Source organism: Ascidiimonas meishanensis (genome assembly GCF_037782385.1).
GTDB lineage: Bacteria > Bacteroidota > Bacteroidia > Flavobacteriales > Flavobacteriaceae > Ascidiimonas > Ascidiimonas meishanensis.
Genome location: NZ_JBBEXD010000007.1, coordinates 101,076 through 117,949, shown reverse-complemented (window position 1 = coordinate 117,949; position 16,874 = coordinate 101,076). Strand labels below are relative to the sequence as shown.

General features: G+C 34.3%; 12 protein-coding genes. 3 read left to right on the top strand and 9 right to left on the bottom strand.

Annotation, left to right across the window (positions count from 1 at the left end; genetic code table 11):
* The first annotated feature begins 302 nt into the window (after positions 1-302).
* Together ppk2 (WBG07_RS13985) and ppk2 (WBG07_RS13980) are read left to right on the top strand one after the other, a co-directional pair.
* Positions 303-1,154, top strand: coding sequence for a polyphosphate kinase 2 (ppk2, locus tag WBG07_RS13985; protein WP_340202143.1), 852 nt, complete (start codon positions 303-305; stop codon positions 1,152-1,154).
* Between the two features lies 1 nt (position 1,155).
* Complete coding sequence (gene ppk2 / locus WBG07_RS13980) at positions 1,156-1,986, top strand: polyphosphate kinase 2 (protein ID WP_340202142.1); 831 nt, start codon at positions 1,156-1,158, stop codon at positions 1,984-1,986.
* A gap of 488 nt (positions 1,987-2,474) precedes the next feature.
* On the opposite strand, the gene WBG07_RS13975 is transcribed toward ppk2 (WBG07_RS13980), so the two are convergent.
* The 7 genes from WBG07_RS13975 to WBG07_RS13945 form a co-directional block, all read right to left on the bottom strand.
* The gene (locus WBG07_RS13975; RefSeq protein ID WP_340202141.1) at positions 2,475-3,653 is read right to left on the bottom strand and encodes a proline dehydrogenase family protein; all 1,179 of its coding nucleotides are present in this window, start codon (positions 3,651-3,653) and stop codon (positions 2,475-2,477) included.
* On the bottom strand, positions 3,654-4,934 hold the full coding sequence (locus tag WBG07_RS13970; protein ID WP_340202140.1) for a cytosine permease: 1,281 nt from the start codon (positions 4,932-4,934) through the stop codon (positions 3,654-3,656). It lies immediately after the preceding gene.
* A gap of 36 nt (positions 4,935-4,970) precedes the next feature.
* Positions 4,971-5,282: a cupin domain-containing protein gene (locus WBG07_RS13965; protein WP_340202139.1), complete on the bottom strand. Its 312-nt coding sequence runs from the start codon at positions 5,280-5,282 to the stop codon at positions 4,971-4,973.
* A gap of 15 nt (positions 5,283-5,297) precedes the next feature.
* A complete protein-coding gene (locus WBG07_RS13960) occupies positions 5,298-6,977 on the bottom strand; it encodes a hydantoinase B/oxoprolinase family protein (RefSeq protein WP_340202138.1) in 1,680 nt (559 codons plus the stop codon).
* A gap of 2 nt (positions 6,978-6,979) precedes the next feature.
* Positions 6,980-9,040, bottom strand: a complete 2,061-nt coding sequence (locus tag WBG07_RS13955; protein WP_340202137.1) for a hydantoinase/oxoprolinase family protein — start codon at positions 9,038-9,040, stop codon at positions 6,980-6,982.
* Between the two features lie 9 nt (positions 9,041-9,049).
* Positions 9,050-10,051: a zinc-dependent alcohol dehydrogenase family protein gene (locus WBG07_RS13950; RefSeq protein ID WP_340202136.1), complete on the bottom strand. Its 1,002-nt coding sequence runs from the start codon at positions 10,049-10,051 to the stop codon at positions 9,050-9,052.
* A gap of 104 nt (positions 10,052-10,155) precedes the next feature.
* Positions 10,156-12,558 (bottom strand): TonB-dependent receptor, encoded by a 2,403-nt coding sequence (locus WBG07_RS13945; protein WP_340202135.1) that lies wholly within the window; start codon positions 12,556-12,558, stop codon positions 10,156-10,158.
* 145 nt (positions 12,559-12,703) lie between these two features.
* Here WBG07_RS13945 and WBG07_RS13940 point away from each other — a divergent pair, with 145 nt between their 5' ends.
* Complete coding sequence (locus WBG07_RS13940; RefSeq protein ID WP_340202134.1) at positions 12,704-14,002, top strand: hypothetical protein; 1,299 nt, start codon at positions 12,704-12,706, stop codon at positions 14,000-14,002.
* Between the two features lie 332 nt (positions 14,003-14,334).
* On the opposite strand, the gene WBG07_RS13935 is transcribed toward WBG07_RS13940, so the two are convergent.
* Entirely contained in the window at positions 14,335-15,027 is a 693-nt protein-coding gene (locus WBG07_RS13935) for a LytR/AlgR family response regulator transcription factor (RefSeq protein ID WP_340202133.1), read from the bottom strand.
* Entirely contained in the window at positions 15,024-16,094 is a 1,071-nt protein-coding gene (locus WBG07_RS13930) for a sensor histidine kinase (RefSeq protein WP_340202132.1), read from the bottom strand. The genes WBG07_RS13935 and WBG07_RS13930 overlap by 4 nt, the downstream gene beginning before the upstream one ends.
* Positions 16,095-16,874 lie beyond the last annotated feature (780 nt).

Genomic DNA, 16,874 nt, shown 5'->3' with positions numbered 1-16,874 from the left:
TTATATTTTACCTTCATTTCTTCAAGGTGCGAATCTACTGCATCTCACTTCCAACTTTCTCCATCATTAAATGGTTCCTTTTTAATCATTTCAAATAGAAAAAGTCAAAAAACCGAATAGCATAAGTCCAATTATGAGAGCCATAACAGCTATATATAACGCAGCTATACATGAGGATAGCATTAAAATAGTTAGGAATCTCAGGTTAAGGTTACTGTACAGAAGTTTAAGATCTAAAAATGACCAATGTCATCTTTTAAAATGATAAAAAAAAAGATCTTTGATAAGATAAACCCAAGTATATGCTAACAGCCAAAGATTTTAAAAAAACAAATAATAAAAAAGAATTTATTACACTTATCAAAGCAAAGAAAAGTAAAGAAGAAGTAATAGATTTGTTGGAGGCCGTTCAATATGAAAAAGAATTGTTAGCTCTTCAAGCAGAGTTTGTAGACTTTCAGCGTTGGGTAGCAGAGACGAAAAAAAGGGTTTGTATCATTTTCGAGGGTCGTGATGCAGCAGGAAAAGGAAGTTCTATTAGGCGTTTTACCGAGCACCTGAATCCACGTTCAATGCGTGTAGTTGCACTTACGAAACCTACTGAAGTTGAAAAAGGACAATGGTATTTTAGACGATATATCAAGGAATTGCCCAACCCTGGGGAGATTGTTTTTTTTGATAGAAGTTGGTACAATCGTGCTGTTGTAGAGCCTGTAATGGGGTTCTGTAACGATGTAGAATACAAGAAATTCATGGTACAAGTGCCTGAATTTGAGCATATGCTCTATGAGGATGGTATTGAAATAGTCAAATTCTGGTTCTCCATTTCAAAAGACGAGCAGGTAAAACGATTTAATTCACGACTTGAAAACCCTTTAAAGAGATGGAAATTCAGTCCTGTAGATCAAGAAGGACAAAAATTATGGGATCGGTATACCTTTTACAAAGAACAAATGTTCAGTAAGACCCACACCAACTTTAGTCCTTGGATTATCGTCAAGACGAATAATAAAAAAGAAGCACGATTGGAGAGTATGCGACATGTTCTCTCCAAATACGATTACGAAGGAAAAGGGAATTCTAGTGATATTCTATTACCAGACCCAAATATTATACAACGATACCATCGCTTGGTAAAACAAATTGACATTTAAGATGCATTCATTAAGCAAAAAAGACCTAAAACTATTGAACTCTAAAAAAGCATTGAAACAATTTTTATTGAACGATGGTATTAGCAAAACCAAAGTGCTTCGCAATCTTGCTTATGAAGCTCGAATTAAGAATCTTCAAGAAGAGCTTATAAAGCTTCAGAATTGGGTAACGGAAAACAATGAGAAAGTTGTAGTGCTTTTTGAGGGACGAGATGCCGCCGGTAAAGGAGGCGCTATTAGAAGGATTACGCAACATTTGAACCCAAGGGAATTCAAGGTAGTTGCCTTGCCCAAGCCCTCCGCAGAAGAAGAGGGACAGTGGTATTTTCAACGTTACATTAATCAATTACCAAGGGAAGGAAATATTGTTTTCTTCGACAGAAGTTGGTACAACAGAGCGGTGGTAGAACCTGTAAACAATTTTTGTACGCAAGAAAAGTACAACATATTCATGGAGCAGGTCAATGACTTTGAACGAATGATCATTCAATCGGGTATACGACTTATAAAACTTTATTTTTCTATTACCAAAGAAGAACAAGCTATGCGATTTGAAGCGATTAAATCAAACCCGATAAAAAAATGGAAGTTCAGTAAGGTAGATCAAAATGCTTTAAAATTATGGGACGTTTATACAGCTTATAAATGTAAAATGTTTGAACATACCAATACCGAAATTGCACCTTGGACTATTATCAAGGCAAATAAAAAAACAGCGGCTAGAATTGAGGCAATTGAACATATTCTTAATGTAATTCCTTACGGTCCAAAAGATGAAGCGATAATAAAACATATCGAAATCGAGGATACGGCAATTGGCACTAGCTATTGACCAGGGTTTTCGCTAATGCATTAATTAAAGTTGGGTACTTATGTAGGCTTTATTTATTCCTTTTTTATTGGTAACACCACAATTTAAATACCAAAAAATGGCTGTTTAATAGAGTAAATTCAAAAGATAGAAAAACATTTTTTTTAAGTTCTGTTGGTGGTCTTGTTTTCGTAGTTTCATTAATTGATCTATTCTGGAACTTAGAATCCTTTATTTAATATTGAAGTTTAAGCATCTAATTAAAGTGATATTTTTTTAAAATATTCTGAAATCGACGAAAAGGTACTAAAGTATACTCCTTTGTATTAAAAAATATCAAGCAAAATTCAAAATCTATATTTCTAAGAGAATGCCAGATTTGAGCTAATAATATATTACCAGCAAGTTTAAAACTGGGTTTATATCAAAAATTTTATTGTGCATCGCTTTACTGCTTCACACAAATAAATAGTACTCCCAAATACTAAAGTCTTACTGTTATAAATCATTTAAACTAGCTTTACTAGTTTTCTCCTTTTCATTTCCTTTTTTATCAAAAAAAGCTCTCTTGAAGTCTGGCCAACAACGGAGGTATTTTCTTCTGCTCGTCTTATTAAATAAGGCATCACATCTTTAACAGGACCAAAGGGAAGATATTTTGCAACGTTATATCCTTGTACCGCTAAATTATAGCTGATATTATCACTCATGCCATACAACTGACCGAACCAAATTCTTTTATCATTTTCAGAAAGTTCTTTTCTCTTCATTATATCCATAAGTAAATAGCAACTTTCTTCATTATGTGTTCCTGCGAAAACTTCCATGCTTTCTAAATTATCTAACATATAATTTAAAACCTCGTTATACAAGGCATCGGTAGTATTTTTGTCTTTACAGATGGGATCTTTATACTTGTGATTTAATGCTCTTTCTCGCTCTTTTTCCATGTAGGCTCCTCTCACCAATTTCATTCCAATTTTATATCCTTTGGATTTTGCTCTTTGATGTAAACTTTTTAAATACTCTAATCTGTCCCAGCGATAGGCTTGTAGCGTGTTAAAAATGATAACGCAATCTTTATTATACTTTTCCATCATTTCTTCAATGAGTGAATCTGCGGCATCTTGCATCCAACTTTCTTCGGCATCAATGAGAATAGGAATTTTATATTCTAAGGCTTTACTGCAAACCTTATTAAAACGACTTTTAATAATTTGCCATTCATTAAGCTCATCGTCATTTAAAGTTTTTCCTTCGGTAAGTTTTTGATAAATTTTAAATCTCCCGAAACCAGTTGGCTTGAAAACAACAAAAGGAATGGCTACATCTTCTTTAGCAAAATTTAGAGTTTTTATTACTTTTTGTACCGCGTAATCAAATTGTACATTTTCTTCTTTGCCTTCAACTGAATAATCTAAAACAGTATGTACATTCTTGCTATGCATTTTTTTGATAACTTCCTCACAATCCTCTTCATTAATACCGCCACAGAAATGGTCAAAAACCGTAGCGCGGATTAATTTTTCAACGGGTAGTTTCACTTTTAACGCAAAATTGGTCACTGCTGCTCCAATTTTTACAAGTGGCGCTTTTTTTATTATTTCAAATAGAAAATGAGCTCTATTCAATTCTGCGTCTGATTTTAGAGCTAAAGCCACTTTAGTGTTATCAAATATTTTTTCCACTTATCCTTTATTGAATGAATTATTTAATACTATATATAATGTCCCCGATACGATTAAAGATTGTACCGCCGGGAATCCTACTGGATATTGATACTGTGTTAGGTATCCTACTATTATACCCACAAGAATACTTATTGTTGCCAACCAATTCCAAGATTTTACTGTAGAGACCTGCGTTTTACTAATAAAAAAGAAATGTGCCATGATAACACCTGCTATTACCGGAACTACTACTGCTAGGGTATATAAGAAATTAACAAACTGCTCCATGATTCCCAACAAGGCCAGTATAATTCCTATAATGGCAAATAACAAGGTCATTTTTTTCCTGCTTTTGGCATTTTGTAGATTAAACATATTGCATAGTACTAAACCTCCGGTATAGTTACTTACCAATTGACTCGTCCATGTGGCAACCCAAAGTACCACGAATCCCCAGGCAGGAAAGCCTAGCTCTTGCATTACCTGTACGATATCTGAATTACCCGTACCCATAGACATAATGCCACCAACTAAAAATAGTGGGAAACCTACGATGATAATCCCCAATGGAATTAAAATATTAGCTCTCCATGTGGGCTTAGCAAATCTTGTATAATCTGGCGCAATTAACCATTGCGCCACGTTAATGCTAATCACTAAATTAATAGCTTCTATAAAAGACATACTGCCTTCGGGATTCCATTGGGCCATTTTCTCCCAACCCATGTTATTTATGGATAAATAGAGGGCAACGGTAACCAGTAACAGTCCTGCTGGAATGGCTACATAATCTACCCATTTAATTGAGGCATAACCTAATATAGAGGGAATGGCAAAAAGAATACCAATACCTGCGGTACTCAACACATATAAAAAGAAATTTTCATCTTTATTAATACCCACTAAAGCGCTAAAAGCATCTGCAGCAACAGAAGTCTGTATGGCCCACCAACCCAGCGTTAGAGCCAAGATAACAATCCCTACTATAATACGCGATTGCCCTTTTCCAAAGCTCAATGCCGCCAATGCCGACGATGTTAGGCCTGTTTTTGCGCCGATATATCCCTGTATTGCATTTCCAATCCATTGAAAAAAAACAAGCCCTACCAGTAGTATTCCAATTATTTCTAAAAGACTGAAGTTCCCAATTAGAATTCCCCCAATTAATAAAACAGGAATACAAAACTCTAATCCGCCAAAAATGAATGCTGGCACATACCATGGCTGTCTTGCATTTTCTGGTATCACTACTGATGCATAATCAGTATTTTTTTGAAAACTGATAGGTGTGTCTTTCATCTTATATAATTTGAAACTCGGTTTGAAAAATATGTTTTAGATTGCTTTGAATAAAAAGAAAAGAATCTTGCTATCTTCTAAGGTTATCGTTTCTCGTATCTCATCCTTATTAAGATAAATTAAATCCCCAGGATTCATTATTTTCTCATTACCATCTTTAGTCAACACCCTTAATTTTCCAGAAACCAAAAAACTTATTTCATGAGTTTCTAAGGTTTTAAATGGGAGTAGTTGCCCTTTTTTCAAAACCACCGAACCGCAATCTACGGCCACACCCTTTTCTTGTTTTTGAATGATATATTTTAGATACTCCTCATTTTCTGGGTAGCTGAATTTTATAACTTCCATACCAATAAGTTTTAATTATGCCTCAGCCATTTTAGGATAATGTGCAACGGCCTGCTCTTTGGTAATGAACCCATTTTTAATATCATTTTTAATTTTCACTAAAGGTCTGTTTTTAGGATTACCATAACCGCCTCCTGTGGCAGTTACCAATTTCACCCTATCGCCTTTATTCAGCTTCACGTTTGTTACCACATTATAGGTTTCTTGGGTGCCGTCTGTTCTAATTACTGTAAAGTAATTGTAGCTTCCTTCTTTTCCTTCATTAAGACCCCAAGTGGGTATAGAATATCCTAGAAAAGCTCCAGTTAAGAAAGCCTCTTCAGATAATATTTTAAAAGTTAGATATTGACCATTTCCGCCTTGAAATTCCCCATAGCCGCCACCTTCGTTATGAAACGCGTACTCTTCTACGACAACACCGTATTTTCGTTCTCTTGTTTCTGCTGGTATATTGTAAGATTCTCCGTGTGCGTAGGAAAATTGTCCGCGGTTGCCGTCATGGAACGCACAGGCTCCCCAGCCTCCGGAAAGCGGTTCGGCTTGTACATAAAACTCATTGGTTATAGGGTGAACTCCTGAAATATAAGTTACACATACCGACCTAAAGTGACCCGCAGGCAACTTATCAGGTACTACAGGACCTAGTGTTTTTAATAATAAATCTATTGCTGCCAAGAATACTTCATAATAAACAGATATTGGCGCAGGGGAGTTAGCACTCACTACAGTGTTTTCCGGGCAAACTAATTTTACATGTTTAAAAGAACCATTATTTGCAGGAAGTGTTGGTGTTGTGATAGCTTTAAATGCTGCTCTTACAGCCGTTTCCAAACCTGTTCTCGATAAATTTAACGGGCCTTTTAATTGTTCGTGAGAGCCTGTAAAATCACAGGTCATGTTCTCATCAGAGATGGTGATTTTTAATTTTATAGGAAAAGGGCCGTTACCAAAACCATCATTTTCGATATATCCGATATTTTCATAAATCCCATTCGGAATTTTTTGCAATTCTTTTAAACTGATGCGTTCGCCATAGTCCATAAATTCTTCAGCCGCTTGTTTGTAAGCTTCCAAACCGTATTTATCGATGAGTCTTAAGATGCGCTCCGCACCCACATCATTGGCGGCAATACCAGAATATAAATCGCCCAAGGTACTTTTAGGCAATCTAACATTGGCTTCTATCATTTTAATAACTGCACCATTAAGCTTTCCTTCTTCTTTTATTTTGATGAACGGAAAATGCATGCCTTCTTGATAAATTTCAGTTGAAACTGTGGATACCGAACCCGGATTTGTTCCACCAATATCCGTCCAGTGCGCTTTATTTACGGTAAAAGCTACACGTTCTCCTTTATAAAATATGGGCGTAATTATGGCAATATCTGAGAGGTGCGTTCCTCCTCCAGCATACGGCGTGTTGGCAATAACAACATCACCTTCTTTCAATGGGTTGCCCTCTCCAAATAGTTTTAAGGTATCTTCAACTACAAGGCTCATAGCGGCTAAAAACGTTATTACTCCGTTCCCTTGCGCTAGCAATCGCCCTTCTCCGTCTGTGATTCCAACCGCATAATCCAATGCTTCATAGATAATAGGACTCATACTAGTGCGCTGAATCGTTTCAAACATGGCTTCACCAATAGAAATTAATGAATCCTGAATAATATCTGATGTAAATTTATTTAAACTCATAATTAATTTATTTTACTAATGATGATGTTTGCATAGTCATCAATTTTAAATTGATGTTTTGGTGGCACAACGGTAGAGGTAGATTGTTCTACAATAATGGCAGGACCTGCCATTTTCATGCCTGGGTCTAATTTATCTCTATCGAAAAAACGACTTTTATAAATGCCTGCGACATCAAAATCGACGTTTTCAGTCGCTATTAAAGCATCTTCAACCGTATAGCCTTTCGCTTCCACTTTACCAATAACGGGCTTATTTACAATAACTTCCGCCACCAAATGATAGTTTACAATTTCAATATTGGTATCTGCCAAACTAAAGGCATAGCGCTTTTTGTGCAGCTGATGAAAATTACGTTCTATTTCATCCATTTTTAGATGGTCTAAATCTGATAACTTCAATTTTACAGAATGTTCTTGACCGTGATAACGTAGGTCTAAATAGTACTCAAATTTGATATCTTCTTTTTGGTAAGCATCACGTTCGTAAGCCTTTATAGCTTCGTTTTTCATTTCTTGAAAGACGTCTTTTAAAATTGAAAATCGTTCTTCATTCAAGTCCATGACATCGGTACGAATGTAATCTCTTCGTAAATCGGACATCAACATTCCGAAGGCAGAAAACACACCCGCATTTAAGGGGACAATAATTTCTGGCATTTGAAGTTCTTCGCCCAAATATGCACCGTGCATTGGTCCGCCGCCGCCAATAACCACTAAAGAAAAATCTCTTGGGTCATAGCCTTTATTTACAGACACACTCTTCAAAGCATTGACCATATTGGAATTAGCCACTCTAATAACACCGCGTGCTACTTCTTCCATCGACATGCCTAATTCGTCGCACAATGGTTTTGCTGCATTCTTTATACTATCAAAATCCGGTTTTAATTCACCGCCTAAAAAGTAATCCTTATGAATTCTATTGCATACCACATTGGCATCAGTCGTTGTAAAATGCATACCGCCTTTTCCATAAGACGAAGGCCCGGGATTTGCTGCGGCACTTTTTGGGCCTACTCGCATTTTACTACCATCGTCCAACCAAGCAATACTTCCGCCACCGTTTCCAATTTCTACTATATCTATTACAGGTGTAAGTATTGGGAAACCAGCTTGCGTTTTTGTTTTTTCGATATTATAAGTAGTTACTATTTTTGGGATGCCGTTTTCAATTAACGAGCATTTTGCGGTAGTTCCTCCAATATCCAATACCAATAAATTTTCTTTACCAATAGTTCTACCCAATACCACACCTCCTAGCATGCCACTTGCAGGACCCGATTCAATTAAGGTAATTGGGTTTGCCTTCACATCTTCAACCGTGGTAATGCCTCCATTAGATTGCATTATGTACAGGTTATTTTTATACCCTAATTTTTGCAAGTTATGGGTTAAATTATTCAAATATTTTGTCGCAATAGGTTTTACATATGCAGATAATACGGTAGAACTTGTACGCTCATATTCACGCCACTCTCTAGTAACCTCATGTGAGGTAATCACTTCAAATTCTGGATATTTTTCACGTATATACCTTGCCAATTGTTTCTCATGAACAGGATTTTTATACCCGTGTAAAAAGCAAATGGCAATGGCTTCTACGCCTTCTTTTATAAACTCTGTAATATGTTTATCAACCGATGACTCTTCAAGAGGGGTAATGATTTCGCCTAGATAATTGATACGTTCTTTTACCTCTTGTCTTAGATAGCGCTCCACAAACGGTTCTTCTTTTTTAAAGTTGAAGTTATACAAATCAGGACGTGTACCTCTGGCGATTTCTAGTACATCTCTAAAGCCTTCGGTAGTGATTAAAGCCGTTTTAGAGCCTTTCCTTTCTGTAATAGCGTTAATGACAACTGTTGTACCGTGTGCAAAAAAATCGATGGTATTTAAATCTAAATCTATTTTTTGAATAGTATTTAAAATGCCTTTTTCGAATTCGCCCGGTGTTGTACTCGATTTGGATACTTCAACCTTTCTAACGGCTTTGGTTTCGCGATCGTAATCGAAAAAAACAAGGTCTGTAAACGTTCCACCAATATCTGTTGCGACTCTCATAACTCTTAATTATTTATTTATTCTAACTACAATTTTTCCTACTTGTTGGTTGGACAGCATATATTCATATGCTTTTTTGTAATCTTTAAAATCAAAAACTTTACTCACGATTGGTTTTAACGCACCTTTTTCAATTCTATCTAAAACATAGGATTTACATTCATTCAACTTATCAATGTCCTCTACATGATTAAATTGGGAATAGGCATCCATTATGGCTTTTTTCCTAATTAGTGGTACTAGCGGAAAAAGCGTTGGGTTTGGGTCTAGCAATCCGTAAATAATTACAACCGCTCCCGTTGATAATGCTTCTAAGTATTCGTCACAAAAAGCACCCGCTACAGGGTCATAAACAAAACTTACACCTTCCCCTTTAGTGATTTCCATCAATCTTTTTTCGACATTTTCTTCTTTCGTAATGATTAAATGATTTATACCCAGTTGTTTCAGTTCTTCTTTCTTAACCGATGTTCTGGTAGAACCTATGGTAACGGCTCCAGCATCTCTAACCAATTCAAAACAACCATATCCGGCAGAACTTGAGATAGCTGGAATAAAGACATAATCGCCTTTTTTTACGTTACCTATATGAAATAGAGCAAAATAAGCGGTAGAATATTGCATCCAAATAGAACAAGCTTCTTCCACCGTTAAATTCTCTGGAGCCTTGGTCAAGTAGTCTTGTGGTACCAGAGCATACTCCCCTTGTACACCATATTTTGCCGTATTGAAGGGTATTGAAGTTACCCTATCACCAACTTTGAAATCTGTTACTTTGTTACCAATCTTAACAACTTCACCTGTTGCTTCAGATCCAATTCGTGCAGGAAAAGTGGGTAAGGTGGTATGAAAACCTTGGTAATGTAACACATCGGCTCTGTTAAGCGCAAAAGCATCTACCTTAAATAAGACTTCATCATTAATTGGGTCTTCCATGGTTACATTTTCCATGTTTAATACGTCCAGCTCTCCACATTCGTGGAATCTTATAATATTACAATTGATTTTCATGTTTTCTAATTTTTCTCTTTAGGTTTTAAATTTTTTATACAAACAACCTCCCTAATTCAATTTTATTAAAAAAGGATGTTACCAGGAAAATTGTTTGGTAGTATTTAGAAGTTGTAAGAAAGATCTATACCCACCGTAGTTGGCGTGTTTGGAAATCTTAAATTGCTAAAGCCAAATTCTGCTGTTGGAAAAAATTCTGTATTGAATTGAGTATCAAAAATGTTATTCGCCCAAATGGTTAGGCCGAATTTATTCAACTTTAAATTCACTCTGGCGTTCACCAGTGTATATGGTTCTTGTTGGTATTCTTCTAAAGGATCCCAGTATTGCTCTCCTCTACTGTCTACGTTGACATGAAATCCTAAAGTTGATTTTTCTGCTAATTCAAAATTAGCATTGGCTCCCACTTGAAACGTACTTTTTATGGTAAATGGAGAGGTATTTCCACTAACATCAACCTCTTCATTTGTTTCATAATCAAAGGCTGCAGCATTTGTTAATCTGTTATAAGTTCCTTTTTTGATTTCACCATCATTTAATCCTAAACTCGCGAAGAAATCAAGATTATTGGTAGCTCTAAATTTTATTTCAGATTCAAAACCTACAATTTCAGATTCTTCAAAATTATAGATCCCCAGTACTGCTGGAGTTAATGGAATAAAGGTATATTGTTGTTGATTCTCGAAATCAATTTGGTAAAATGCATTATTGAAAATAATTCTATTATTTAGGAAACTCGTTTTTAAACCAATCTCATAGTTATTGGTAAATTCAGGCTCGTAAGTTTTACCAAATTTTACAGTCTCATCAGAATTAAATCCCCCACTTCTATAGCCACGCCCATAGTTAGCATACACCAATACTGTTTCAGAGAATTCATAAGCCAATGAAAATTTTGGTTGCCATACGGTGATATCATTTTCAATACTGGTATTGGATATACGCGATTCATTTGTTAGTTTATCATAATCTACACGCACTCCTGCAGATATCGTAAATTTTGATGTTAATTTATAGTCTACAAAACCAAAACCAGCTAATGTCTGTATGGTATTATCATCATCGTTTCCTACTAATGGGTCTGTGCTATAGTTTGCATTTTCTGCAGAGGCATCTATAAAACCACCTTCATAATAAGTTCTATTTAGAAAGGTAGATGTATTTAGATAGCGTTTACTATTTTGAAACAACGTACCAACTGTATAATTGAATTTAGAATTTTCATTAACATTGGATGTCAATCTAAATTCTTGGCTAAATGTATCTGAATCTGATTGTTGAGATACCTTACTAAAAGCATATTGAGAATAATCGTTTTCTCCAATATAATAGCGTCTGGTGGCATTGAAAGAGGTTACAGACTGGAATTTTGCTTTTTCCAGTGAACCTTCTACCTTAAAACTACTCAGCGAGTTAGACAATTCTGAATCTCCAAGTATATCGCCAAAAGGCTCACTAGAATAATCATCATCTGCAAGCACAGGAATTGTAGGGTCAAAAATATCGGTTTTGGTAACGTAGTAATTACCACCTGCTTCAACTTTAAAATTATCTTGTACAAAAGTAGCAGACCATCTTGGATTAAATCTGTATTTTAATTTTGCTCTAACATTGTATTCATTTGAGAAATCTACTTTTTGATTTAAAAAGGTATTGTTAATTAACCCATCAAAAGTGCTATATCTTCCATTAATACTATAGAATAGTTTACTCTTAACTAATGCTCCCGAAGACGATAAACCAGCCCCTAACAATCCTCCATTACCTGCGGTTAACATTACTTTGGTTTTATTGACATTTGTTGGATCTTTTGTAACAATATTTATAGCACCCGCGATGGCATTTTTACCATACAATGTTCCTTGTGGTCCTTTAACAAATTCCAGTAATTCAATATCATATAAAGACATATTCATTGCACTAGCATCTGGCAATGTCATACCATCAATTACAACAGCAACTGGAGATTCTGCATTTCTAATTTGAGAAATTCCACGAACAGTCAAAAAATTCACCCCAGGTTGTTGTGCTTCTGTAAATGTTACATTAGATATTTGTGATGTAAAAGATTGAATATTATCAATACCACTGGTCTCAATGGCAGCTCCATTTAAAGCAACAGTAGTCTCAGGAAGACTCTGAATAGCTTGAGCTCTATTTCTTGCTCTACTGGCAACAGAGGAAAACCCTTTAATGGTAACACCATCTAATTGACTGGCCTCAACTTTTAAACTAATAGTAAGATTGTCACTCGTAATTTGGACAGTCTTTGTTTCAAAACCCAAATAAGACACAACTATTTCTTTGGCTCCTTCACTTACAGTGATGATAAATTCGCCATTAAAATCTGTAGTAACTCCGTTGGTAGGATTGTCTTTTTCAACAATAGTTGCACCAGGCAATGGGGCACCAGCATCGTCATAGACTGTACCACCTATATCTTTTAATGTTTGCCCAGATAACGAAAGAGTTGCGATGCAAAAAATGCATAGAAATAGCTTTTTCATTTTACTTAATTTTACGTTAGTTGAGCAAGTATACAAACTAAATAATATTAATTCCATTATTCCTAATCCTTTGATATTATTAATTTATAACAGGAATTTAAATGGAATATGCGTATTTTTAAAAACAGTTAAATTGATTTAAGATATGAATACTAGAGGAATTCAAGTGTCAAATGGGCTTATAATAGGGCTTCACAATGAGCTTTTAGCGATTTTTTCTAAACATTATAGCATAGAAATAAAAACATTAACCGTATTTCAACTCTACGGATTTGGAGATTATGATGAAAAACGTCCAAGCTTAAAAGGGTTTATAACTGAAATAACAGGTCAATGGATAAATGGGAAATATTTATATAACAAAATAAGGGAGGTTGATAGAGGTAATAGCAAATACATTAAGTTAAGGAGAGATTATTTATCGCTTTTAATTCTTACTGCTGGCTATAGTAACTATACGCAATATATAACTAATTCTCCTTTTATAAATGCAGCTATCCGAGAAGAAGAAGGGAGTAATTTTAATGACTCATCTAATGATATAGATGCGCTTTATTATGTTGGCTACTATGTAGAAGACAGACAATATTACATCAAATCTAAATTCACCATTTATAAAATGAAAACAGCTTCCTGGGAAATATTATATTGGGAAAGAAATTTAGAACCAACCTTTTATACTTATTTTGGGAAGTGTGTTCCAACAGGTGAGAGCGCCTTATCTTTTTATTTTAGTAAAGAAAATTCAAGCTTGAATAAAGAATGTTTTGTGAATTTATTTTACGGTAATAATATGCAATCAAAACCAGTACTATTAGGAGCTTACTGTGGTTTTAACAGAAATAATAGTCCTGTAATTGGTAAAATAATTTTTGAGCAAGTACTGGATAAAGATGCACAAGATTTAAAAGTAAAATCGAAAGATATAAATCCAATTTTTCATCATTACTTATATTCCCAACGTATGGAGGTGGAAAGTATTTTGCCACACAAAGACTCAGACCTCTCCATTTCAATTAATAGACTTGAAATTGTAAATTTTCTAATTGGTGATTATCTCGGGTTTTATTTAGATAAAAACAACTACCTAATTCCTGTATCTTTTGAGGTTTTAAATGAACTAGGAGAATTAAAATTTAAAGTAAACAATACTAATTTCAAAGGAATTGGTAGAATTAGTAGAACAGAGAATTACCTGATATCGGAATTTAGTGAAAAGAACACGTCTTTTTCACAATTTTCCATACAAGTTCAACCTCTAGAAAGAGACTTATTTCTAGGGCAAATGCTTGTCTACTCTGGAGCTAACATATTAAATGGCAGCGTCTTACTTTGGAAAAAGAATAAAAAGCTAAAGAAGTTTATGGAACGTAATAAAGAGTTCTATTTAACTAAGACTGATTTGGAGGATCACTTTAATACAAAAATCAATAAATACCTGTAAACTAGTTTGATAAATACAAATGATCATGAATAAAAGCTATATGAACCCTACGCAAAAAGGGGATGCCTTAATGGTATCAAGTCTGTAAAGGGATTCATCACCAAGTACCCAAAGTGGCTAAGACTAAAGGGCTTCACCTATGATATTGCTCTACCAAAATTGATATCTCTTGCCTCAAAGAACGCGAAAAGGAAATGGATGAGCCTACAACATAATAGAGCCTTACGGTTAAAAACTTTATGTTAAATTCTCGAATAGAACTCCATTGGCATTAAACGCTAATTCGTTTGGGGCTATAGAATTTAGTTATAGAATTTGATTTACAGACCCATTTACTCCATAAAATCTATTTTTTCAAAAAAGGCTTTTTTATAGCTTTCCGAAATAGGAATGCGTTTATTTTTAACCTGTACACTATTTCGTTCTACAAAATCAATATGCTGTATATTGATCATATAAGATTTATGAACCCTCAAAAAATTATTAGTAGGTAGGCGATTTTCAAGCTGTCCAAAAGTATAACTCACCAAAATCTTTTTATTGAGTGTCTGAACATTTCTATAATCCCGCATTCCTTCAATAAACAGAATTTCATCTAAGGCAATTTTTTCAATTCTGTAGGCGCTTTTCAAAAAAACAAAATCATCTGAAACCTTCTCCGTTATTTGTGGAATCTTTTCCGAAGCATTTTCAACTGCTTGAAGAAAACGGCTAAATGTAAAAGGCTTAAGAAGATAATCTACCACCTGTAACTCAAATCCCCTAATTGCATATTTTTCATAAGCTGTAGTAACAATTACTAATGGCGGTTTTTTTATAGATTCTAACAATTCAATTCCTGAAACTTCATCCATTTCAATATCTAAAAACAATAACTCAATAGTTTCTGTTTTAAGATATTCCATTGCCTCCAATGCATTGTAGAATGTGGCCTTTAATTCAAGATAAGGAACCTTCTTTACATAATTACTGGTACGTTCCATAGCCAGAGGCTCATCTTCTATTATAATACATTGTATTTTCATTGATCTATAATTTGAAGGACTACCGTATACGTATCAGAATTTGTTTCTACTATCAAATCATATCGGTTTCCATACAATAAATCTAATCGCTGTTTGACCATATCAAGACCTTTACCACTATCTTTATTCTCTACAAGCAGTTTATTGCCCATGCTATTGGTAACTTTAAAAACAATTGAATCTTCATAAATAGTAAGAAATATTTCAACTGCTTTATCCGTTTTACGACTGGCAACAAACTTCATTGCGTTCTCAATGAAAACAATATATACCATAGAAGCTATAAATCGCCCCTCTGGATTCCCGGAAATTTGAAAATTCACAAATTTCTCATTTGTAGATCGTATTCTTTCTAAGGCAATATAATGATCAATATAGGTGATTTCTTCTGTGAGTAGTATTAGGTCTTCATCGGTTCTATAAAGAGTAAAACGCAACAATTCACTCAAATTTTTAAGATATTCAGATCCCTTTACAGGATTTGTTTCAATTAATACATCTATATTATTGATAACATTAAATAAAAAATGTGGATCAATCTTGGACTTTAATAATGCTAATTGCATCTTCAATCGATCTTTTTCCACTAGTTCTTTTTCTAACTTCATATGTTGCCCATAGATATAACTTCGCAGAAATCCGGCTAAAATTAAAAAAATGGTAGAGGTGGTATAGGCTATAAAGATGAATAAAGAATAAAACCAATCAAATGTAAAATAAAAAATCTTATATATGGATACTATAGCCAATGGAAACAATAACCATGATAATATACCAAACCTAAACACCGTGTTATGATTATTTTTCAAATACTTAGGAGCAAGTATATAGAAAGTTCCATAAAATGAGATTGCACCTACAATCATTAAAAGTAGCACTAAAATAAAGTTCTCTACAAAAACATCATAGAAGCTTTCAATAGGTAAATTTGTTCTTGCGAGATAAAATGCCGGTCGCCTTATCCATGCAAAAAATGCAATTACTAGCGGCACCATAAACCATAAAAAGAAATGAATAGCTATATTCCTATTTACTTTTATCTTAGAAGTTTTGTTACGATAGGGCACAATTAATTCAATTAAAAGTGAGAAAATTAATATGGTTAAAGTTAGTGTTTCTTATTATTTTTTCGTAAGTTATTATGCCGTTACTTCTATTAATAAATAATTACTCTTTAATGGCTTTAAAAACAGAAATCGCTATCTTACTTTTTCATAACTAACTCGTTATTTATTTACCCAAATATTCTAAAAAAGTCTGTTTTCTGAAAAAAACTTCTGCAAAAGCATCATATTGTCCTGCAAGGATAATAGTCTAATTATTTTGTAAAGGATTTAAATGAAGGCTTTACATAATTTTAGCCTTGTTTCTTGAACTTGCAACTAAAATAGAAATTTGGATTCTAAAGCGCTAAATCCATTTCACTACTTATCTATTAATCCTCCCACCCACAAAGGTTTCTACCTTTTTTATAAGCTTCTTCTAATGATAATTCAACCACTGACCCCTGACAACCAGAAATGCCTTTGCAGCTTTCTTTAAGATGGTATCTCTTGCTATACCTTCCGGTACAAATAAAAACCATCTCTGAAGAACTGGGTAAGGAATTAAAAAAAATTGACGGGTCTATTTTCTTGAATAGGGAATTCGTTTTCAGGATAGGGCTACATCCAGAAACTGGAAAAACCCTCAAAAAAATTAGGGTGTATATGATTCAAAAGTATATTTGCCCAAGTTTTTAAAGTTGAGGTTATTTAGAGAATCCCCCCTAGATTCTAATTTAATATTCCCTCGTCTCCTTCATTGAGCAAGGTTCATTTTATATCGCTATATTTAACCTTGGCAAC